This is a genomic window from Oceanobacillus manasiensis, from assembly GCF_000724085.1.
Lineage (GTDB): Bacteria > Bacillota > Bacilli > Bacillales > Amphibacillaceae > Oceanobacillus_B > Oceanobacillus_B manasiensis.
Map to the genome: position 1 here is coordinate 513,464 of NZ_CCDL010000001.1, position 21,379 is coordinate 534,842.

At 38.4% G+C, this 21,379-nt stretch carries 24 protein-coding genes and 1 pseudogene; 14 read left to right on the plus strand and 11 right to left on the minus strand.

The window, feature by feature from the left end; translation table 11 throughout:
* Positions 1-39: 39 nt before the first annotated feature.
* The 4 genes from BN985_RS02760 to BN985_RS02775 all read right to left on the minus strand — a co-directional run bounded on the left by BN985_RS02760 (position 40) and on the right by BN985_RS02775 (position 2,713).
* On the minus strand, positions 40-816 hold the full coding sequence (locus tag BN985_RS02760) for a hypothetical protein (protein WP_042220957.1): 777 nt from the start codon (positions 814-816) through the stop codon (positions 40-42).
* Positions 813-1,682 carry an ATP-binding cassette domain-containing protein gene (locus BN985_RS02765; RefSeq protein ID WP_198029961.1) on the minus strand — a complete coding sequence of 290 codons (870 nt, stop codon included), beginning with the start codon at positions 1,680-1,682 and terminating at the stop codon, positions 813-815. The genes BN985_RS02760 and BN985_RS02765 overlap by 4 nt, the downstream gene beginning before the upstream one ends.
* Complete coding sequence (locus BN985_RS02770; RefSeq protein WP_042220958.1) at positions 1,672-2,055, minus strand: GntR family transcriptional regulator; 384 nt, start codon at positions 2,053-2,055, stop codon at positions 1,672-1,674. Before BN985_RS02770 ends, BN985_RS02765 begins: the two co-directional genes overlap by 11 nt.
* 175 nt (positions 2,056-2,230) lie before the next feature.
* Entirely contained in the window at positions 2,231-2,713 is a 483-nt protein-coding gene (locus BN985_RS02775) for a DUF4188 domain-containing protein (protein WP_042220959.1), read from the minus strand.
* Positions 2,714-2,895: 182 nt separating this feature from the next.
* Between BN985_RS02775 and tnpB the strand changes: the two genes are divergently transcribed.
* Positions 2,896-4,047 carry an IS200/IS605 family element RNA-guided endonuclease TnpB gene (gene tnpB, locus BN985_RS02780; protein WP_042220961.1) on the plus strand — a complete coding sequence of 384 codons (1,152 nt, stop codon included), beginning with the start codon at positions 2,896-2,898 and terminating at the stop codon, positions 4,045-4,047.
* Positions 4,048-4,097: 50 nt separating this feature from the next.
* On the opposite strand, the gene BN985_RS02785 is transcribed toward tnpB, so the two are convergent.
* Positions 4,098-4,652 carry a PadR family transcriptional regulator gene (locus tag BN985_RS02785; protein ID WP_042220962.1) on the minus strand — a complete coding sequence of 185 codons (555 nt, stop codon included), beginning with the start codon at positions 4,650-4,652 and terminating at the stop codon, positions 4,098-4,100.
* A gap of 194 nt (positions 4,653-4,846) precedes the next feature.
* Here BN985_RS02785 and BN985_RS02790 point away from each other — a divergent pair.
* The 4 genes and pseudogenes from BN985_RS02790 to BN985_RS02800 all read left to right on the plus strand — a co-directional run bounded on the left by BN985_RS02790 (position 4,847) and on the right by BN985_RS02800 (position 7,458).
* Positions 4,847-5,394 (plus strand): annotated as a pseudogene (locus BN985_RS02790) (GrpB family protein).
* Positions 5,395-5,527: 133 nt separating this feature from the next.
* Positions 5,528-5,668: a hypothetical protein gene (locus BN985_RS18910; RefSeq protein WP_156960061.1), complete on the plus strand. Its 141-nt coding sequence runs from the start codon at positions 5,528-5,530 to the stop codon at positions 5,666-5,668.
* A 72-nt stretch (positions 5,669-5,740) separates the two neighbouring features.
* The gene (locus BN985_RS02795; RefSeq protein ID WP_042220964.1) at positions 5,741-5,941 is read left to right on the plus strand and encodes a hypothetical protein; all 201 of its coding nucleotides are present in this window, start codon (positions 5,741-5,743) and stop codon (positions 5,939-5,941) included.
* A 104-nt stretch (positions 5,942-6,045) separates the two neighbouring features.
* Positions 6,046-7,458: an NAD(P)H-binding protein gene (locus BN985_RS02800; protein WP_042220965.1), complete on the plus strand. Its 1,413-nt coding sequence runs from the start codon at positions 6,046-6,048 to the stop codon at positions 7,456-7,458.
* Positions 7,459-7,538: 80 nt separating this feature from the next.
* Here BN985_RS02800 and BN985_RS02805 read toward each other — a convergent pair whose 3' ends face one another.
* The 3 genes from BN985_RS02805 to licT all read right to left on the minus strand — a co-directional run bounded on the left by BN985_RS02805 (position 7,539) and on the right by licT (position 11,900).
* A complete protein-coding gene (locus BN985_RS02805; RefSeq protein WP_042220966.1) occupies positions 7,539-8,981 on the minus strand; it encodes a glycoside hydrolase family 1 protein in 1,443 nt (480 codons plus the stop codon).
* 61 nt (positions 8,982-9,042) lie between these two features.
* Positions 9,043-10,893, minus strand: coding sequence for a beta-glucoside-specific PTS transporter subunit IIABC (locus BN985_RS02810; protein WP_042220967.1), 1,851 nt, complete (start codon positions 10,891-10,893; stop codon positions 9,043-9,045).
* 179 nt (positions 10,894-11,072) lie between these two features.
* Positions 11,073-11,900 carry a BglG family transcription antiterminator LicT gene (gene licT / locus BN985_RS02815; RefSeq protein WP_042220968.1) on the minus strand — a complete coding sequence of 276 codons (828 nt, stop codon included), beginning with the start codon at positions 11,898-11,900 and terminating at the stop codon, positions 11,073-11,075.
* Between the two features lie 256 nt (positions 11,901-12,156).
* On the opposite strand from licT, the gene BN985_RS02820 reads away from it, so the two are divergent.
* Positions 12,157-12,471: a hypothetical protein gene (locus BN985_RS02820; RefSeq protein ID WP_042220969.1), complete on the plus strand. Its 315-nt coding sequence runs from the start codon at positions 12,157-12,159 to the stop codon at positions 12,469-12,471.
* A gap of 41 nt (positions 12,472-12,512) precedes the next feature.
* On the opposite strand, the gene BN985_RS02825 is transcribed toward BN985_RS02820, so the two are convergent.
* Both BN985_RS02825 and BN985_RS02830 read right to left on the minus strand, forming a co-directional pair.
* On the minus strand, positions 12,513-13,343 hold the full coding sequence (locus tag BN985_RS02825; RefSeq protein WP_052360588.1) for a DUF2785 domain-containing protein: 831 nt from the start codon (positions 13,341-13,343) through the stop codon (positions 12,513-12,515).
* 14 nt (positions 13,344-13,357) lie between these two features.
* Positions 13,358-13,990 carry a pentapeptide repeat-containing protein gene (locus BN985_RS02830; RefSeq protein ID WP_042220971.1) on the minus strand — a complete coding sequence of 211 codons (633 nt, stop codon included), beginning with the start codon at positions 13,988-13,990 and terminating at the stop codon, positions 13,358-13,360.
* Between the two features lie 254 nt (positions 13,991-14,244).
* Here BN985_RS02830 and BN985_RS02835 point away from each other — a divergent pair, with 254 nt between their 5' ends.
* Together BN985_RS02835 and BN985_RS02840 are read left to right on the plus strand one after the other, a co-directional pair.
* Positions 14,245-14,412 carry a helix-turn-helix domain-containing protein gene (locus tag BN985_RS02835; protein WP_198029962.1) on the plus strand — a complete coding sequence of 56 codons (168 nt, stop codon included), beginning with the start codon at positions 14,245-14,247 and terminating at the stop codon, positions 14,410-14,412.
* Between the two features lie 115 nt (positions 14,413-14,527).
* Complete coding sequence (locus BN985_RS02840; RefSeq protein WP_042220974.1) at positions 14,528-15,322, plus strand: hypothetical protein; 795 nt, start codon at positions 14,528-14,530, stop codon at positions 15,320-15,322.
* Between the two features lie 97 nt (positions 15,323-15,419).
* Here BN985_RS02840 and BN985_RS02845 read toward each other — a convergent pair whose 3' ends face one another.
* On the minus strand, positions 15,420-15,842 hold the full coding sequence (locus tag BN985_RS02845; protein WP_042220976.1) for an organic hydroperoxide resistance protein: 423 nt from the start codon (positions 15,840-15,842) through the stop codon (positions 15,420-15,422).
* A 120-nt stretch (positions 15,843-15,962) separates the two neighbouring features.
* Here BN985_RS02845 and BN985_RS02850 point away from each other — a divergent pair, with 120 nt between their 5' ends.
* From BN985_RS02850 to BN985_RS02875, 6 genes are all read left to right on the plus strand, one after another.
* Positions 15,963-16,397 carry a MarR family winged helix-turn-helix transcriptional regulator gene (locus BN985_RS02850; RefSeq protein ID WP_052360589.1) on the plus strand — a complete coding sequence of 145 codons (435 nt, stop codon included), beginning with the start codon at positions 15,963-15,965 and terminating at the stop codon, positions 16,395-16,397.
* Between the two features lie 412 nt (positions 16,398-16,809).
* Positions 16,810-17,073, plus strand: coding sequence for a hypothetical protein (locus BN985_RS02855; protein ID WP_042220978.1), 264 nt, complete (start codon positions 16,810-16,812; stop codon positions 17,071-17,073).
* Between the two features lie 342 nt (positions 17,074-17,415).
* A complete protein-coding gene (locus BN985_RS02860; RefSeq protein ID WP_042220979.1) occupies positions 17,416-17,613 on the plus strand; it encodes a hypothetical protein in 198 nt (65 codons plus the stop codon).
* A gap of 58 nt (positions 17,614-17,671) precedes the next feature.
* Positions 17,672-18,151, plus strand: a complete 480-nt coding sequence (rlmH, locus tag BN985_RS02865; protein ID WP_042220980.1) for a 23S rRNA (pseudouridine(1915)-N(3))-methyltransferase RlmH — start codon at positions 17,672-17,674, stop codon at positions 18,149-18,151.
* Between the two features lie 117 nt (positions 18,152-18,268).
* Complete coding sequence (locus BN985_RS02870; RefSeq protein ID WP_052360590.1) at positions 18,269-19,393, plus strand: SIR2 family protein; 1,125 nt, start codon at positions 18,269-18,271, stop codon at positions 19,391-19,393.
* Positions 19,386-21,242, plus strand: a complete 1,857-nt coding sequence (locus BN985_RS02875) for an ATP-binding protein (RefSeq protein ID WP_042220982.1) — start codon at positions 19,386-19,388, stop codon at positions 21,240-21,242. The genes BN985_RS02870 and BN985_RS02875 overlap by 8 nt, the downstream gene beginning before the upstream one ends.
* Positions 21,243-21,379: the final 137 nt, after the last annotated feature.

The window sequence follows — 21,379 nt, forward strand, 5'->3', positions numbered from 1 at the left end:
AGCACTACCGCACGGCGGTACGCCCCCACTACAGACCCGTTACACTCTAATTGAAACACGTTTGGTTAAAACACGGATTAAGTAAAACATGCCAAGAGGAATAATGAATAGGGCTGCAATAGCGATTCCTTCGGGCATTGCAAGAAACGCATATCGATTAGGAATGGGCAGGCTCAAGACCGATCTAAGGAGTACATTTTCAACTGTTAGAAGAACGATTGATATTGCAATAAATCCAATTCCTATAACAATCGAAAATCGGTAGAAAGCCAAAGCCGCGCTAATTAACCATCCAGCCAAATAGTAGACTAAAATCTTTAAACTAAAGATACCAATCGCCAGAACCCAATTACTCTCAGGCTCCACAAATGGTGTTACAATTAGAAACTCAACAATATTGCCTATGAAATTACTATCGTCTATAGATACTTCCATATTAGGTTCTCTAAATGAAAAACTCGTAACATTTTCAACAACAAACTCTGTTAAGACGGAAATGCCCCACGCGACAAACGGAAGCGTAATTGCCATACCAATCAAAGCAAGAGAAGCCCCTTTAAAGTAGTCTTTTCTCGTTACACCATGCCCTACATAGTGTGGGAGAAAAGAGGTGGCCATAATTCCAATAACAAAAAAGAAGAAAGTAGCTACAACAAAGAAGGAATTATAGAAATTATCTTGCCCATTTGCTTGAAATTGAAGGACCAGCCTAACAATGCCAATGATTAGCATGACCCCCATAACGCCAAATGCCCAAAATAGTTGTATGAAGAACATATCCGTCATTACTTTTAGATAATTATTTGATGATTTCATTCGACTCCCTCCTCTGTTAAGTGGACAAATAGTTCATGGAGTGAGAGTGGAGCAATCTCAAGGCCTTTAGCGAGTGCAGCCTGTTTTTCCTCTTCGCGTAACGCACCATAAACCATGACCGATTTGGTCCCACCTAATTGCGTTTCATGTATCTGCTTCATGTCTTTAACAAACTCCTCCACGGTCTCCGAGCTACCTGTAATAGAAGCGCCCTTTGCAAGAAGGGAATCGTATCCCTCGTGAAGCAAAAGCTCCCCCTTGTTTAATAACAGGACGTCATCGAAAAGGTAATCCATCTCAGATACAAGGTGTGTCGAGAGGATAATCATTCTTGGATGTTCTTGCTGATCTGCTAATACTTCTTTATAAAAGATGTCACGTGATGGGGCATCCATACCAAGGTATACCTCATCAAAAATAGTAATGGGGGTTCTGGCCGCGAGACCAATGATGACATTGAGAGCAGATTGCATCCCTTTTGAAAAGTATTTAACTGCTTTATCTTTGGGCAGTTTAAATTTTGCAACAAGTTCTTCTGCATAATCCATATCAAAATTAGGGCGGTAGCGCTGAACATCTTGAAGTAAGGGTACTACCTTATCTGATTCGTCCTTATAGTCTCTGTCATATAAAAAGGCGACCTGCTGCATGATCTCTGCATTTTCAAATGGAGTTATCCCGTTAATGGTAAGCGATCCACTAGACTGTTCACTAAAGGATGCCAAAATGGATAGTAGACTTGTTTTTCCAGCCCCATTTCTGCCAAGCAGTCCATAAATTTTCTTTTCCTTTAAGGAAAAGCTGACATTATCTAGTGCAATATGATTGCTATAATGTAAACTCAAGTTTTCCACTTTAATTGTCATGTTGATCACGACCTTTTACTTTTTTTATTAATTGAATGATCTCATTCTCTTCAATCTCCAGTTTGTCAGCTTCCTGAACTAGTTTGACTACATAGTCCTCCATAAAGGAGAGCTTACGCTTTTCTTTCAACTTTTCCTTTGCCCCAACGGCGACGAACATCCCAATCCCTCTCTTCTTATAAAGGATCCCTTCCTCCACCAGCGGATTAATCCCTTTCGTTACGGTGGCATGGTTTATCTTATAAAAATCCACCAACTGATTTGTAGAAGGTGCCTTTTCCTCTTCTTTTAATTGATTATTTAAAATCTGATCTTCCAATCTTTCACGCACTTGGACATATATTGGTTTGTCTTGCGTAAATGCACCTCTCATGTTATCTCCCACAATCCTTTTTCGTCTTATACACTTATATGGTTATATACTTATGTGTATAACCATAACAGGTAAATTTTTTTAAGTCAATATGGAGTTTGAAAAATGGGCAACGGAATGAAAAAAGCCACACGTGGCCTAACAGGCTGGACGTGTGGCAATAACGGGATAAGGTTTATTTAACTTGTGGAGTAAGACGTTTCTGAGCAGATCTTCGTTTAGGGTTAATTGGAAGATGGGGCATGGCTTTTGCCAACCCGTACTGTGGCATGTTTCCATAAACAGATTCATAGTTCCCTTGCTTCACCACATAGGTTTCATGGTAGATGCCGACTGCGGAATTGTCCCCAACTTTTTTGTTGAAGTTTTTCCAAGCCTTTAAATGGTTGCTCCCTTTTGCATAAGCAAGCAGGTCCTCGGTTGAACGCCAGTATTGAATCATGACAGTTGTACGAAGCCCAAAGAAACTTTCCATAGACAAGAATCCCAGCTCCTCTTGGTTCGTATAAAGCTCTCTTATCATAGGTGGCATAGATTTCATAACAGGGAGCCACTTATGGACAGCCCTTCGCTTATTAATCCGCATGCCAATGATAAATACAACAAGGTCTTCCTCATTTTCTGTCGTGAATCTTCCACTGAAAATCGCTTTCCCCATCTTATTTCCTCCTTTTAAATAACATTTATCGGTTTTGGACAAGAAGACTCCATCCTCAAGCCTAGCTAGGGTGGAGATGAATTGTCTAACTTTCCTGTATTAATTATAATGCGAACGGGTGTGCGTATGGTTGTTTTCTGATATAATAGATGTAATATTCCTGTGAGAAAGTTGTGAAAACTATGTCTATTCACAAAGCTTATAAGTTCCGTATCTATCCAAATGCATCACAAAAAGTCTTCATTGCGAAGACGATTGGTTGCTCTCGTTTTGTGTTCAATTATTTTCTGCATCAATGGAATGAAGCTTACTCTAAGACGGGAAAAGGCTTGACATACAAGGCTTGTTCCGCCCGCCTTACACAACTCAAAAAGCAACTGGTGTGGCTCCAAGAAGTGGATAGCATAGCCGTGCAGTCAGCGCTTAAACATTTGGCTGATTCGTACAATCGATTTTTTAAAAAACAGAATAAAGCGCCACGTTTTAAGTCAAAGAAAAACCCGGTTCAATCTTATACGACGAAGTATACGAATCATAATATTGCGGTGGTTGGGAACAAACTCAAATTGCCCAAATTAGGTCTTGTCAGATTCGCCAAGAGCCGGGAAGTTGAGGGACGCATCATGAGTGCTACGATAAGACGCAATCCGAGTGGGAAATATTTTGTTTCGGTTTTAGCTGAAACGGAGGTACAACCGTTAACCAAAACAGGTTCTACTGTTGGAATTGACGTCGGACTCAAAGATTTTGCCGTTCTTTCGGATGGAACAGTATATAAGAATCCGAAACATTTTCGTACATTAGCGTCCCGGTTGGCAAAAGAACAGCGTATTCTTTCACGGCGTAAAGAACTGGCGATAAAGCAAAAACGAGCCTTACAGGACGCCAAGAACTATCAAAAACAAAAACGAAAAGTGGCGCTTCTCCATGAACGTATCAGCAATGCACGGCATGATTACTTGCATAAAATTTCTACTGCTATTGTCAAAAACCACGACATTATAGGTATCGAAGACTTGCAGGTGTCCAACATGCTGAAAAATCACAAGTTAGCAAAAGCCATTAGTGGAGTGAGCTGGTCACAATTTCGACAGATGCTAGAATACAAAGCGGCTTGGTATGGAAAGCACGTGATAACCGTTGCCAGGAATTTTCCGTCTAGTCAGCTTTGCTCCACACCAGATTGTGGCTATCAAAATAAAGCCGTTAAAGATCTCGGATTGCGCCAATGGGTTTGTCCTTATTGCGGCGCACAACATGACCGGGACCAGAACGCAAGCTTGAATCTTAAAAACGAAGCGTTACGACTTCTAACTGCGGGGACGCAGGGATAGCCTAATAACATAACTTTCGGTTACGAAGGTGTTCTTAGGAATCCCCCACTTCAAACGTTCGTTAAGTGGGGGTCATTCAACGTAGCATCACACCAATCGATGGCAGCTGCGGTAGTTCGCTTTCCATAATCGAGTGTGAATAACCAGTAGCGGGCATCTGGATCGTTCGCATGATTCGTCCGAATTGCTTGCTCAATTGTAGTGTATGTCTGGAAACGCCCCTCCAGCTTGAGTTTATAGTCCTCCAGCTGTGCGAGGGTTTTTTCTGTGGGCTGATGTCTACCGAAAAACAGCTTTAGCAACACTTCATTTCGTTCCACTGGAACCTGCTCAATCGGTTGTGTGAGCCATTTTTCCAAAGCATCTATTCCTTTACTGGTGAGCTCATACTCTTTTCGGTCCGGCTTTCCATCTTGAGAGGTAGTCGTAACTGTAACCAATTCATCCTCGGCAAGCTGTTTTAAAGTGGGATAAATTTGGCCATAGCTAATTTTCCAGAAGTGATTGAGGCTTTTATCCATAAGCTGCTTGATTTCATATCCTGATGTGCAACCTGTTGTTAGAATCCCGAGAATCGCGTAGGTCGTATTATTGTATTTTTTCATGAAGTCCATCCTATCTTTATGTTATATATCATTTAGATATATGGTACATGATAAATCTAAGAAAAGGAAGCAAATTTTTAAAAAATTTACATAAAGATTCGGAATTGGACAGTTCAGTTTGTTGAATAGTCTGAAACAATGCTACTATACAAATACATAGAGTGTAGGAAATTCTTATAGAAAAGGGGTACTATATGAGCAATGTTCACGATGAAACGACATGGCCGGTATGGGCTATTGAAGAAGTTAAAATTGAAGAGCCTAAACAGGAATGGTTAAAAAAGGAGAACGAGAAAAACAGTTACTTCTCAATCTTTTAAACCCTATAGGAATAAATCAAGTAGAACACTATGGAAGTACCTCTGTCCCCAACTTACCATCTAAGCCAATTATCGATCTAATGGCGAAGGTTGATTCCTTTAAAATCGTAGAGGATGAAGTACTATCTATATTAAGTAATCATAGCTGGCACTATGTACATCCAGATTTAGACCAGCGACCTTGGCAACGGTTATTCGTAAAAGTAAATAATGATAAACGGGAAGCGCATCTACATTTATTGCTAAAAGGTGATGATAGGTGGGATAAACAGCTATTGTTTAGGGATCGATTACGATCTAACCAAGATCTTGTAAATGAATACGCAAAACTTAAAAGGGAATCGGCCGAAAAATTCAAAAACGATAGAGAGAAATACACGAAGTCTAAAACAGAGTTTATAAATTCTATCCTAACAACATGATTAATGGAATTTTACGTGCAACCTGCAACTATTGGGCGTGGTCTTAATGAATTACAGTTAGAAAACGATCAAAGTTTATTCGAGTACCTGGATTTAGCTATACAAAAACTACTGATATTTAAGGAGGGCCTTTATGAGTCGAAATAAATATGACCGTGAAAGAGAAGATCATCAAGATACATTCGATAGAGCTTTCGTAGGTAAACCAGGGTTTATGATTATCCTTACTTTAGTAGTCATTATCGGTAGTATTATATTCAATTATTTTAAATAGGCATCAAACACTACCAACCAACATTGCAAACGCAGCACTTACTCTTTATCATGTCGTTAGGAGGCGAACGACATGAAGAAAGAGATTTTACAATCCATCCTTTTTAGCATAATACTTTTCATAGTCCTTTCATTCTTTGATTATCTACAGAATGGTGAGCTTGATTGGGCGAGAAATATAGGGCTGGCATTGTTTTTTGTGGTCATTATTAGAATTTTCCTCGGCATGGATTCTTTATTTAAAAAGATGAAGAAGAAAAAGAGGACCAAGTAAACCCGCTTGCCTTTCCCGATAATGCAGCCCCTTACATAACCAGTGGTTACAGAGGCCCCACAAAGGGTACAACCTACTACAAGTGACTAAAAGGATGTGAACACATGACAGAAACAAAACCTGTCGTTGCAGTAGCCGGGGCGAGCGGCTATATTGGCCAGAACCTGCTTAAAAAGCTGCAAGGACGTGCAACCTTCATTGGACTTTCGCGGAATGGAGATAAACGGGAGAACACAGAAGATATCACATGGCGTTCCTGTGACCTGTTTTCCCTAAAGGATGCCGAAAAAGGGCTACAGGGAGCGGACATTGCGGTATATCTTGTGCACTCGATGATGCCTTCAGCCAAGCTTACCCAAGGCCATTTTGCAGATATGGATGTGATCCTTGCTGATAACTTTGCTCAGGCAGCAAAGAAGCAAGGTGTTAAGAAAATTATCTACCTTGGCGGCATTGTGCCAGAAGGGGTAGAAAAACTATCCGCCCATCTGAAAAGTAGATTGGAAGTGGAGCGCATTCTTCGGGCATATGGTACGCCGGTGACTGCATTGCGTGCAGGTCTGATTGTTGGGCCAAAGGGTTCATCTTTCCCGATTTTAGCCAAGCTGGTTAAGCGTCTACCTATTATGATTCTACCGAAATGGACACGGACAAAGACACAGCCCATCGCCCTTCCAGATGTACTCAATTCTCTGGATGCGACGGTGACCGACGAAAAGGCAGTGAACGACTCTTATGATCTCGGTGGACCAGAAGTCATGACCTACCGCCAGATGATGGAACAAACAGCTGAAGTCATGGGTGAAAAGCGTGTCATGTATAATGTTCCTTTTTTCTCCTTGTACCTATCCCGACTATGGTTACGCCTAATTACGCAAACACCAAAAGAAACGGTTTACCCACTGCTGGCTAGCTTGAAGCATCCGTTAACTGCACAAAAGGATGAAGAGGGAATCAGCCATGGGACAATTACCTTTAGAGAAGCGGCTGCGTATTCATTGGAGAACGAAGAAGGCACGAATAGTAAGCTATTGCCGAAGCCGGAAATCGGGCCGCTGAAGCGCGACGTGCGCTCCGTACAACGCATTCCACTACCGGAAGGATATCGTGCGGATGAAGTAGCAAGGTATTACGTGCAATGGCTGGAAAGGTTCCTTAATCCATGGGTGCGGACAACCGTTGATGAGGATCTTAACTGTCAGATTGGCTGGATTGGTAATAAAAAGCCAATGCTTGAGCTATCGTATGCGCCTGAACGCAGCACAGAAGACCGTGCACTTTATTATATTACGGGTGGCTTTTTCTCGGATTCTCAGCACAATGAACGAGGACGGATGGAATTTAGAAAAATCCCGGGGGCGAACGAGGCAATCATCGCCATTCATGATTACCTGCCATCCCTACCATGGTTCATCTATAAATACACCCAGGCCAATGCACATCTGTTTATCATGGCCTGCTTCCGTCACCATATGAAGCGGCTTGGTAAACAGCAAATGGATAAGCAGCTGGCATGATAAAATCAGTATCGCTTAATCCCTTAATTATATAAACAAAGACCGTTGAGCTTATCCCAACGGTCTTTAAAATGTCAATCCTATAAATTTTCTCCATTACTGGCAATAACGTCTTTATACCAGTAGAAGGATTTTTTCTTTTTACGCTCTAATGTTCCACTTCCATCATCTTGTTTATCGACATAGATGAAACCATAACGCTTGGAGAATTCTCCAGTCGATGCACTTACGAGGTCAATACATCCCCAACTCGTGAAGCCCATTATTTCCACACCATCTTCAATGGCATCTGCTGTAGCTGCAAGATGGCTACGTAAGTATTCAATACGATAATCATCTTGAATGGAACCATCTTCTTCTAACTTGTCATAAGCTCCTAAGCCATTTTCCACAATGAAAAGTGGTACTTGATAACGGTCATATAAATTGTTCAACACAATACGTAATCCAACTGGGTCGATTTCCCATCCCCAATCACTCGCTTGTAGATATGGATTTTTAACCCCTTCAAGTAAATTACCCTGGATCATCTCTTCTTCTAATTTATTTTTCTTCTGTGTAGAGGACATGTAGTAGCTAAGGCCAATATAATCAACCGTATTCTCTTTAATTAGCTCTAAGTCGCCTTCTCGGATATCAAGGGTAACATTGTGTTTTTTAAAGAATGTATTAGCATAAGCAGGATATTCTCCTCGTACTTGAACATCCCCACAATAGTAATTAAAAATACGTTCCTCTTCTAAAGCAAACATAACGTTTTCTGGATTGCTATCATAAGGATAAATTGGTGCAGCTAACAGCATACAGCCAATTTGCGCGTCAGGAATGATTTCGTGACATGCTTTTACCGCAATACTACTTGCTACAAATTGGTGATGAAATGCTTGGAAAATCGATTGATACTTGTCTTCATGGCTTTCAATTGAGAAGCCCATGCTCATAATTGGGAAATGGAGCGCACTGTTAATTTCGTTAAATGTCATCCAGTATTTTACTTTATCTTTATAGCGATTCAGAATAGCATTTACATAACGTTCAAAGAACCCGATTACTTCACGACTTCTCCAGCCACCATATTCTTTTACGAGAGTTAATGGCATTTCATAGTGTGAAATGGTTACAACAGGCTCAATCCCATGCTTGTGCAACTCATCAAATACACGATCATAGAAAGCAAGTCCTTCTTCATTTGGTTCGGTTTCATTGCCATTTGGGAAAATACGTGTCCAGGCGATCGACATACGATAAACCTTAAAGCCCATTTCAGCAAATAAGGCAATATCTTCTTTGTAACGATGGTAGAAATCAATACCTTCATGGTTCGGATAGCTATATTTATCATGATCAATTTCGAAGTTGAAGCCAGGCTCTTTTAGGATTCTTAGTCGTTGTTTTCCACCAGGTAGGACATCTGCAATATTCAATCCCTTATTGCCTTCATGGAAACCACCTTCCATTTGGTTTGCTGCTGTGGCGCCTCCCCATAGGAAGTCTTTTGGAAATTTACTGTTTGTTGTACTCATTACGTTGCACTCCTTTACTATTTAGCTTTAAGGGGGGAATCCCCCCACTCTACGCTTTTGTTTAAATTACCAATGTCAATAGATCTTCTTTTGCTTCAATGCTTTGTTTTTCAGTTGCTGCTATTTCAAGATAACGGTCTGTGTTTGTGATGATAACAGGGGTAGTAAGCTCGTACCCTGCCTCTTTAATTTCTTTAATATCAAAGTTCACTAGCTTGTCGCCACGTTTCACGACATCTCCAACTTCAACTAGTGGTGTATAATGCTTCCCATCTAGTTGTACGGTGTTAATTCCAATATGGATAAGGATCTCTGCGCCACTATCTGACGTAATGCCGATTGCATGGCCTGTAGGGAACACAACTGTTACTTTACCATCAACAGGAGAAACTGCCTCTCCAATAGTAGGCTCAATTGCAATCCCTTTACCCATCGCTTCTGATGCAAAGGCTGCATCACTAACTTCACTTAGCGGTTTCACGTCACCTGTAAGTGGGCTTCCCACAGTTTCCTTTCTTACAAGCGGTTCCGCATCCTCTTGAACAGTTTCTTCCTCTTTATCTACCGTTTTTTCTTTGTCAGCTGCTTTTGTTTCATAGCCAAAGATCATGATGAGTACAACGGCTACTACAAAAGATACAAGGATACCGATGCAATATAAGATAATAGGTGTGTTAGCTGGAATGGCAAGTAAGCTTGGGAATGCAAAGGACATTGCTTGTGAACCAAGGACACCATTTATGGCACCACCAATCACACCTGCGATAACAAGGATGACGAGTGTTTTTCTATACCTTAAAATAATTCCATATAGTATAGGCTCTGTTACACCAGCGAATAGACCTGGAAGCATAGTCGAACCTGCTAATGTCTTCACTTTCTTATCTCTTGATCTAAAGAAGATACCTGTAGCTACCCCAACCTGTGCAAAAACAGCAGCGGAGATCATAGGTAAAAGTGGATCTCCTCCAGCACTAATATTTTGCAGAATGATTGGTACAAGACCCCAATGCAAACCGAGTAGGGTTAAGAACGTCCAAGCCGCACCCATTACTGCACCTGTTAGTAATCCACTTTTATCTGCTAAGAATTCGATCACAGTAGCAATGCCCTCTCCTACATACGTACCAAATGGCCCGAAAATAAGGACAGTTAACGGCACGATGACAATTAAAGATAACATCGGAACCAAGAATAGCTGTAAATCTTTATGGATAACTTTCTTAATGGCTTTTTCAAATAATGCAAATATGCACACTGCGATAAATACCGGGAAAACAGTTGATGAATAATCCACTACAATTGCTGGAATTCCTAAAAATGAGGAACCCGTTTCGATTAATCCCGTCAAATTTGGCTCAAGCAATGCGGCACCAATCGTACCACCAACATATGGGTTAGCACCAAGCCTGCTTGATAAGGTTATTCCTATGAAAATAGGTAGGAAGTAAAAGATTGCATTGGCAGCGGCCGATAAGACTAAATAAGTGCCACTTTCTTCTGAGAGCCATCCTATCATAGTTAGAAGTGCTAATAATGCTTTAAGCATCCCAGCCCCTGCTAATGCAGGGATTATAGGAGAAAAGGTCCGTGATATAACATCGAATATTTGGTTCATAATGGAACCTTTTTGTTTATTGAAAGTCTCCTTGTTACCACCATCGCCTACATTTGCGACATTGCTAATCTCTTTATAAACCTCTGATACGTGAGAACCAATGATAACCTGGAATTGGCCTCCGCTTTCGACAACATTTAAGATGCCATCCATATTTTCTAATGTTTCTTTGTTTGCTTTACCATGATCGTCTAATGTGAATCTCAATCGTGTTGCACAGTGAACAAGACTGGCAATATTCTCTTCACCGCCAACATTGTCGACGATTTGTTTTGCTAACTTCTCGTAAGCCATTGTTTTTCCTCCTTATACTGCGTGAATAGTCCCTAACTCGTTAAAGTTAGTATCCTGTTCAGCTAGCTTTTTCATACTGATACGTTTTTGAGCAAATAAAAAACCTAAATTGACTCTTTCTATCGGAAAAAGTCAATTTAGGTTTTGCCTCGCAAGTCACAATCCTAAATGGATGTTATTTAATTTTTAACTACTCGCTGGATATGAATTGTGAGGTAAAGCATTTCTTCCTCTGTTAATTCATAACTATATTTGTTCTCGATAAACTTTTTAATCTTTTCTGTACACTTATACGCGTCAGGATACTTACTTTTTATTACGCCTAAAAGGTCATCCTCATCGTTTTTCTTATAATGGGTGCCTTTCACGAGCCTGTGCGCGAAAAACTTCAAATGTGTAACGAAACGATAATAGTTCAATGAGCTTTCATCAAACTCCATCTTCAAGTGATACTTCACAATGGTTAAAATATCTTGGATTACTTCCGTCATATCCATAATATTTGTCATATCTTCATTCAATTGAGCATTCACAATATGCAGGGCAATAAAAGCAGCTTCGTCTTCGGGTAAAATTACATTAAATTGATCACAGATCATGTTCAATGCTTCTAGCCCTATCTCAAACTCCTCTTTATATAGATGCTTCGTTTCCCAAAGCAGCCCATTTGTAATCGGCATATTGTCATTATGTCGCTCAATTGCGAAATGAATATGATCTGTTAACGATATATAAATACTATCATTCAATTTTTTGCCAAGTTTCATTTTAGCATATTGAATGATTCTCTCAGAGAGTTCCATGTATTCCACTGGAATATCAGAGATGAGTGTTTTGAACTTCTTTGTAATATCGTCTTCCAAAGTGAAAATTTTATCGACTTGTTCCGAATTGATTTCATCACCAGAACGCTTGTTAAATGCAATTCCACGGCCCATCACGATAACTTCTTGTTCTTCCTTTATCGATACGACCACATTGTTGTTTAATATCTTTACGATTTCCACTTCTTCACCTCCGATAACAAAAAAGCAAAACCACCCCTAATTTTAAAAAAGGACTCGGTTTTGCCTGATTAAACAGTTACAATCCGTCATGTATACGCTTTACATACATAGTACTATATTCTTATTTGAGATGCAACGGTTTTGTAGGAAATTGTCGAATCAAGGGTCGGTGATGGCCGAATGACAGCAGCAAATACAAGGAAATACTTTATAAAAGTGTGAATAAAATGTAGTAAAGGAAGAGAGAGGGATTTTTTTGAATGAATGGTCAAAAGCTGTAGCAAGATTAATGGAGATCCTTGCCATCCTGATAGTCGGTTTGTTTTTCACAGTGTATATTTTAGAACCCATATATGAACACTTTGGAATTAAGTTTATGGGGAATGTATGGGTGAATTGGTTTGGCGTGTCTTATATTCTATTTGCCTTATACACGTTGATTGCTATATTCCTATTTAAAAATAGTTTTATTTGTAAACACCGGCTTAAGTCGGTCTTATTTTGGCTTACCTTTATTGCAGCCAATTATGTGGTGTTTGTCCCTTTTGTCAAAGGGGAGAATCCTTTCTGAGTTTAGGTTAAGATATTGAAAGTAAAAAAAGAGCTATCACCTTAAGCGCCATACAGCTTAAGATGAAGCTCCTTTAAGTTATCCTGGATAATTGCTCGAATACTATTACGATATTCTTTAAACCCTAATTGAAAATAGCATGTTTTCATAAAGGTAGAGATATTGAACTTCACTCGGAAGTACTTTAGGGAAAAGCCTTCCTTCTCGTGGATCTTCTCCAAGTCATTAAAAACATCAAGCACCCACTTTTCCAATTCCCCTTCATTCACACCTTGTTCGATGAGTGCTTTGGTAACAAAAACCAATCGCTCATCTTCATCATCAATGTAGGTAGCCTCTTTAAGTAAGCAATTATGTATGGTATCGAGGACAACAGTATAATTCTTCTTGTTACACGTTGGATGGTTAACGAGCGAGACCAGTAAATCAGCGCCGTGGGCAATACTGTGTGCCCACCCCTTTTCCTCAACAAATCCTCTAGTGTCCTGCTCGAACTTTAGATAGCTGATGCATCTATCAAATGTTTCCTGTATCTCTTCCTCAGATAAAAGCCCAATCTCACTGTCCTTTGTTAAAAGCCCAGCAATAACTAAAGATGAAAAAGACCTGGTGAAAACAGAATCTGTTTCTCTCTCACCTAATCTAAAGGAAAGATGGTGTTCGTCTAAACAAGTATTTAACATATGGCGAAACTGCTCCTTCGTCAGCAAGTTTTCATCTATTATTCTAATAAATGTTTGGTAGATAAGATTGTCCCTTAATTCAGGGTCAGGTGCCCCAATATGATCTATCATGTCAGGCAGCAATAATGCTACATCTTTCCGTTCGATACTGCCTTGCGCTAACTGTTTCAAACGAGCTTTCAAGTCCATTTTTTAACCCCCTGTTACCGAATATCCAACCCTAACATGGAAGCAAAGTAAATCGCCTGATGCTGGGAAACGATACAGTCTTTCAAGTCCTCCATCTTAACCACTAGGGATTCGAAGTGAGATGTACTAATATCAATTCCTTTTAACTTGGTGCTGTCAAAGCTAACCCCATCCAAATCACAATAGGAATAAACGGTTTGTTTTAATTTACAGTTGAAAAAGTCTGCACTCTGCAGGTTTGATTCGATAAACTGTGTTTTTTCAATCTTAGAATCACCGAAATTACACATGGATAGCAAGCAATTTTCAAACGTCACATTCCCAAAGCGCCCCTCGACAAACTGCACACCTAATAGCTTACAGTTCTTGAATGTAACCCGATGGATGCTCGCTGTGCTTAAATCAGCATTAGATAGATCGCAATTCTCAAAGACTACGTCTGTAATATCGATGTTCTCGAACCTCGTATGGTGAAACGTCGAGTGCTTGATCACCATTTCGTTTAGATGAACGCGGTCCAGTACCTCGTTATCGAAATAGGACCCCTCAATTTCCATGTTGCTTAAATGTGGATCTTCCTCATTAAAAATGTCATAAAAATTTCCTTTTGGTAATTCTGCAGGTATGTTTGGTTTTACTAATTTCATATATATCACCTTCAATTATGTAATAGGAGAACAGAGATTCTTCTCTTCTTTTTAGTATAACAAAAGTCGCGTGTCAATCCCACGAAGTCGCGTGCCAGCCCGGCAAGGCCGCGTCTCAACATGACAAAATCGCACGTCAATATCAGTTTTAATGCTTTCTTAAATTTTTTTTCAAAAAGATGCCCCCCTATGCGCATCTTTTTCGATTGTAGAAGTGAAGAGGTTTCAAGTATCTAATGGAAGGAGGGAGAAGTATGCAGAGCACGATATTAAGTGTACGAGAAGTTGCTGCCTATCTTAGCATACACACGGACATGGTGTACGTATTGGTGAAGCTGAATAAACTGCCACATTTGCTTATTCATAATAGCATCATCTTCACCAAAGAATCGCTGGACGTTTGGGCTGAAAATGAAATTTGAAAGTAAATTTTCACCTATAGCTTGATAAAAAATAAAATACCGCACGCAAGGTGCCTGTCTCACCGTCATGGGGTAGAGGAGCCCTTTCGTCTGCGAATAAAAAGGATGTATAGATATGAATTATATTGTTAAAAATCGTAACGAATCTGGCTACGTTAAAATTGATAACAAAGTAGTGCAAGAAGATTTAAAAGATTTGGCAGCAATTGGATTACTTACACACATTCTGAGTCATGCCCCCACTTGGGAAATACATAAATCAGAGCTGCATAGGAAGTTCACTCGGCGTAAGGTGGATAGCTCTTGGAAGGTTTTGCTGGAGCATCGATACATCATGGGCTTTTTTTGTCATGTGAATGGACACCATAAGTATTATTATAAGGCAGCCGATCATCCTTTCTCACAAACTGACTTTGAAACATTTATTGAGGAACAGAAAAAAGAGCTCGAAGAAGAAGGAAAAGTGGTGTTTAATATTAAAGTGATCAAGGACTCGCCCTTTGTTGTACCTGATTTTTTTTCTGATTTACAAAATGTACAATTCAAAGCGGACAGTGCAAAAAGTGCTACTACAAATGAAAAAAAGACAAAAGAAACAGGTACAAAAAAACATTCATTAGCAACTGTTAACAAGCCAACCAACAAAATGGAGCAAATTATTGAGATTGCCAATGAATTTTATGCAGAATTCGCTGCTGGACGTTGGGCAAAGGAAAAGTGGCACAAGATTATCGAAAAATACGCAAGAGAGTTCGTGGACAATAATCGAAACGTTCCTGACTACAGGCTAAAGCCATACGTATACGGGTCGCTGAAGAAAATAGCGGACCATCACGACTATAAAAATTCTAAAGAGTATGCGGATTATTTAGCGGTCATGCGGGAAATACATGTGGATAATGTAGTTTAATGGAATGGGAGGTGCCAAGTTGAGCTTCATTATAAACGCAAAAACCCCATAAAGGGGCTTTTGCAGTAGGTAGGAGATCTCCAATTTCATACACTATTTACTTCGCAACGGCTGTTTTCTTCACTTTCACATTTCCTTCAATGGCACGAGAATATGGGCAAGCTTCATGTGCTTTCTCCATTAGTTCCTCTGCTTCCTCTTGTGTAACGCCTTCCATTTCAGCCTTTAGCTTCACACTCAAGCCAAAACCTTTCAGTTGTTTTTCAATGCTAACTTCTGCTGTTACTTCTGAGGTTATTTTTTTCTTTGCTTTACCGGCTACCATTTGTAGTGCGCTATCAAAGCAGGCGGCATAGCCAGCTGAGAAGAGCTGTTCTGGGTTTGTGGTGCCTTCTTTTTCATTTCCACCCAACCCTTTAGGTAAAGATAAATCTAGATCCAATGTGCCATCAGATGATTTAACCGTTCCTTGACGGCCCCCCGCTGCAGTTGAAGACGCTGTGTATAATGCTAATCCCATAATTAAACACTCCTCTTTTTTTAATTGTGTACAATTAGATTGTACACAATTAAATAGCGAGACGTCAATTATTATAATTTTACTTCCGATCTTGCTATAATGATTCCAGGAGTGATCACAATGACAAATGAAATATTAAAATTAGATAATCAAATATGTTTTCAACTATATGCAACAACCCGCGAAATGACAAAGCGGTATCGTCCACTACTAGAGGAACTAAACGTCACCTATCCGCAATACCTGGTGTTACTTGTCCTCTGGGAAACTGATCGAATCTCAGTCAAAGCACTAGGCAAGCGTCTACTACTGGATTCAGGTACGCTAACCCCTATGTTAAAGCGAATGGAGGAGCATGGACTCGTGCAGCGATCACGCTCAAAAGAGGATGAACGAGTCGTGGAAGTCGTCTTAACAGAACAGGGGAGAAAAGCAGAGAAACAAGCAGAACAAATCCCTTTAAAATTTGTTGAGCAAACGAATCTAAATGAAGAAGAAGTGATCCAGCTAAAACAAACCCTTTCTAAAATGCTTGCTCAGTTGGATGAGGCATAGAAAAAAAGAGCCCAGGTATCAATAAAAGGATGCCTGGGCTCTTTATCTAGCATAAAACAAAACGATTTGTAATTTCACCTATGAATAGCCTGCTAAGTCATATACACTGGAAGGAGCCTGTTTCCTTATTGGGAATGGAGCGAAGGAAAAGTCACTTTGATACCGACTTTCTCGTGGTGTTTATTACTGATTGTAATTCTCCTTGTCCCTCTAACCGTCATCATACTCATTATTTCAGCAATCGCTCTACAATTTACTTCCAATAGTTCCATTCTAACAACAATTCCATACAGCATTTAAATTAATCGAAAGAAGGTGAATCCCTATTTTAAGCGAAAAAAATAAAGGTCAGCCAAGCAAAGCTCGTGCCAATAAATCGACTGGATTACGTGCTAAGAATAGTTATACACCTTTGCAATTAGAAACAGAGGTTCAAAAAGGTGACGACGCCTTTCTGATTACAGATAGTTTTTTATATTTCTCTATGGTTGAATGTGATGTGAACTGGTTAATGTCACAGGCGAATATTGTGGTTGATAATGCAAATGGCTTTATTGTTCAAGACGTTTTAGCATATGTGTTAAATAAAATTTCTACTGTCGACCCAGAAAGTGTTGATAAACAAATCCTTAAGAGACTGTTTAAGAACCTAAAGGACGTGACAGATAAAGAATAATAAACGGGCCGGAGGGATTTAGTGACCGGCGGGGATGTTGCGCTTATTATGGTTCACATCTTACAAATGAAAAGGCCATTACTCTAGCAGGTAATATCTATATAAGTTGTAAAAAGACTCTATTTAGTGGGAAGGATCAACAATTCTCGCTAAATGGAGTTTTTTGCGTATGAGTAAGTTAAGAAAACGTAATGCAAGTTGCGATGAGGTTTGGAGTATAAGGACAGCAATGTTTTTTTAAAACCACAACAAATTCAGAATCATGAAATTTTTTATGGGGAAAATATGGAAAGTATTATAAACTAGAAGTAGGTCCATTTCCTTAGAATGGGAGGGAGCGTTATGAAAGATAAACTTATTTCAGTTATTGCTTTTTTTATGATTTTTTGGATTTTATTAAAAGTGTTTACATACTTCTGGGGACTATACATGCCATGGACCCCTGTATCCGATTTATGGGCTTTAGTGTTGCTTTTTATTTTCTTGGTCCCTTTAGCTTCTATATTAGCAAGATTACTCGTGAACGCGATGCGGCAATAGCTACAGAATAACTGTGGTAAACTATAGGGAACAAAAGACGACAAAGGATGTAGCTACAATGAAAATAACCCTCGTATCAGTTGGAAAATTAAAAGAAAAATACCTCAAGCAAGGCATTCAGGAGTATATGAAGCGGCTGAGTGCGTATGCCAAGGTAGATATTGTGGAAGTCGCGGATGAAAAGGCACCAGAAAATATGAGTGAAGCGGAAATGTTAGAAGTGAAACGCAAAGAAGGCGAGCGCATCCTCTCCCATATTAGCCAGGATACCTATGTCATTACGCTTGAAATCAATGGTAAAATGCTAAGCTCCGAACAGCTCGCAACAAAAATGGACGAGCTTGCGACATATGGGAAAAGTAAGATTGCTTTTGTGATCGGTGGATCTTTAGGGATTAGTGATGAGGTTCAGAAGCGAAGTGATTTGGCATTGTCATTCTCGAAGATGACGTTTCCTCATCAGGTTATGAGGTTGATTTTGTTGGAGCAGGTTTATCGGGCGTTTCGGATTATTAGGGGGGAACCGTATCATAAGTGAGGGAAAATTATTAAAGGAAGAAGACTTCCTTATGTTTTTATCCTTTGAAAGAATGCAAAATGAAAGCAAATACATTTAGGTTGATAATTCTTGAAAAGCATTAAGGAGGAAAGAAAAATGTCTTATGTAGTAAACGGTTTATATCATTATCAGGGCAATCAAGACATTTTAGAAGGGATGTCTGTTAATAAACAAAAGAAAGAAATTAGTTCTTTTATAAAAAAGAGGTTATTAACTAATAACTTAAATTTCCTCTTGGGTTCTGGATGTTCTTTTTCTGCAATACCCTCCATGGGAGATACTTTTAAAAAAATTAAGCCAGAATTAAAAAAATCTGCTATAGGAAAATATTATGAAGAAGAGAATGATAATATTGAGGATTATTTAAATTGGTTAAATACAGCTCTAAAATTTTTATCTGATTCAGGTGAATCAGATAAAAACATTAAAGATTATCAGGATAATTTCTTAATGACCAAAGAGGCACTTCTTAAAAGTATTAATATTGACTACAAAGCAGAAAATAGTGTTATGGACCTTTACATACAATTTTATAACGAGATATTTTCTGTTAGAGATAATAAGGACTATACACCAGTGAATATATTTACTACCAATTATGACCTATTCAATGAGGTAGCATTAGAGAAAACGAATATCAGGTATACTAATGGCTTTAGGGGGATTATAAATAGAGCATTTGACCCTTCAGAATTTAATTATAGATTAGTAGACGATATGAACAGATACAAGGATAAATGGAGTATCGTACGAAAGTTTGTTAAGTTGTATAAAGTTCACGGATCTATAGATTGGTTTTATGACTCTAATACTCAAAAGGTGATGCAAACGTCTAATTCTCACCATGATACTCAAAACGCTCTAATATATCCAACAATTAACAAACATATTGAAACACAACAAACTCCTTACTCTGAATTGTTTAGGGAATTTACTATTAACCTTCAAAAATCTAATAGTACTTTAATAGTTTTAGGTTATGGTTTTCCGGATCAACATATCAACCAGCTTATCTCACAAGCACTAAGCAATGAGGACTTTACTTTAATAGTTTTTGCTAATCTTGGCGAAGAGAAAATAGAGGCTTTTTACAGTAAACATAAAAATATTAAAAATATTCATGTTATAGGTGGCTGTTTTTCAGAAGACACTTCTTTTAGTGATGGACATCATTTTGATAACATCATTAGATTTATGAAAGGTGTTGGTATGGATGACTAACCATGCATTCGGTATAATCACTAAAGTTTATTTTAATAAAGTAGTAATTGAAGTTCCTGATACCACATTAATTCAGCATAATTATTTAGGGGATTTGTATACATTAAATGGGTTAAACGACTTTGTAACAATTTATAAGAACGGCTCGCACAAGTACATTTACCAAATTATCGGATTATATGAACAAGAAAAGCCATTAAATGTAGAAGAACAGTCAAAATTCAGCCAAAAGGCTTTTTTTGAGGCTGCCCCTGTGGGAGAAATATTATATGATAGGTTTGAGTATGGTTTGTCTACTTTTCCGATTATTGGTGAAGAGGCGTTTTTAACTGATGTTAATGATATAAACACCATGTTACTGTTGTCTGATAGCAAAATGTCGATTATGTTGGGCAAGTTAACCACCCAAGATTTAATGCCTAAGATTAGTGTAGATAGTATTTTGACCAACCACATGAGTATATTGGGGAATACTGGTTCCGGAAAATCTACTACAGTTAGAAAATTACTAAATGAGATAGCACGATGCAAAAAGGATCCTGAGATTGATATTTCTAAAGCAAATTTTATTATTTTTGATGTTCATGGTGAATATACAGATTTGCCACCAAAGATGACAACATTAAAGAAAGTTAATGATATCTCTATAAATCTAGAGAGACTAACAGTAGAGGATTGGATGAATTTACTACAACCTTCGCACGCTACACAAAGGCCTGTTTTACTTAATGCATTAAAATTAGCTAATCATCTCAATTCAAATAATAATGATGTTTCCTGGATAAAAGCTTTTTGTGCATTAGAATTGTTTAATAACCAGTCAACCGATGCTGTTCCAAAAAGAGCTAAAATTAAGGGCTTGTTAGAGGGAATAGATTCGGAAAAAATTAATGAATACCTAAAACATTATAATGCCCAGTTTGGAAGCTTTAATCCGCCAAATATTGATGATACATTTAGAAGTGAAATTAGAGCTTATGTTAAGGATAAAACTGGTTATGAATATGAAGATGCTCACTCATATTTAATTAGTTGTTTAGAATCCACTAAATGTAAGACTAAAACTATTAAAGATTTAAAAATAGCTGTTGATTTAGTACTACTTTTAGAAGAAGCTAAGGGCAATAATCAAATTAGAACTTTTTGCTCAACTTTAATTACGCGGATGGACAATCTCGATGCTACATATTCTAATAACCTTTTCTCTGAAGATTTGACACGGCAAGAAGAGTTGGAAGGTATGTTGTTAACTAAACAGGCATTTACAGTATTTGATTGCTCTTTTATTGATGAAGACGTTCTGCTATTTTTCACAAGTTATGTATTAAGAAGTATTTTTAATGCACAACTTGAAAGAAAAATGATAACTGGACATGTAACAAAAAGTTATAACTTTGTATTTGATGAAGCCCATAAATATATATCTGAGAAAAATGAGGATAACATTGTAGATTACTCTAAAATGTTTCGAACAGTTGCAAAAGAAGGTAGGAAATTTGGTGTTTTCTTGATTCTATCTAGTCAAAGACCAGGAGAACTTTCTAAGACAGTGTTATCGCAATGTAATAATTTTATTTTACATCGCATTCGGAATAATATAGATTTAGATCAAATGAGAAAGAGCATTCCATATATAAACGATGGACAATTAAATAGATTATCATTCCTAAGAAGAGGTGTCGTACTAATTGTTGGTGATTCTTTTGCTATCCCTATGGAAGTGAAAATAGACGGGGAGGAATTTGGTGACCCATCAAAAACTGTAATACCGTCAGAAATATGGAAGCAAGATAAACCAACTAATTTTGTGGACTTAGAAAGGGGAAAAGAAGTGGTAATAGGTGAATAGCAATAGTCGAAGGATATTTGCTCCCCTACCTCATCTGTTCAACGTCTTTATGAATAACAAATGAGGAGTGGTGGAAATAATTGCTAATCTAAGCTTTAAGTAACTATTTGACCAAAAAAAGAACAATGGAGATGAAT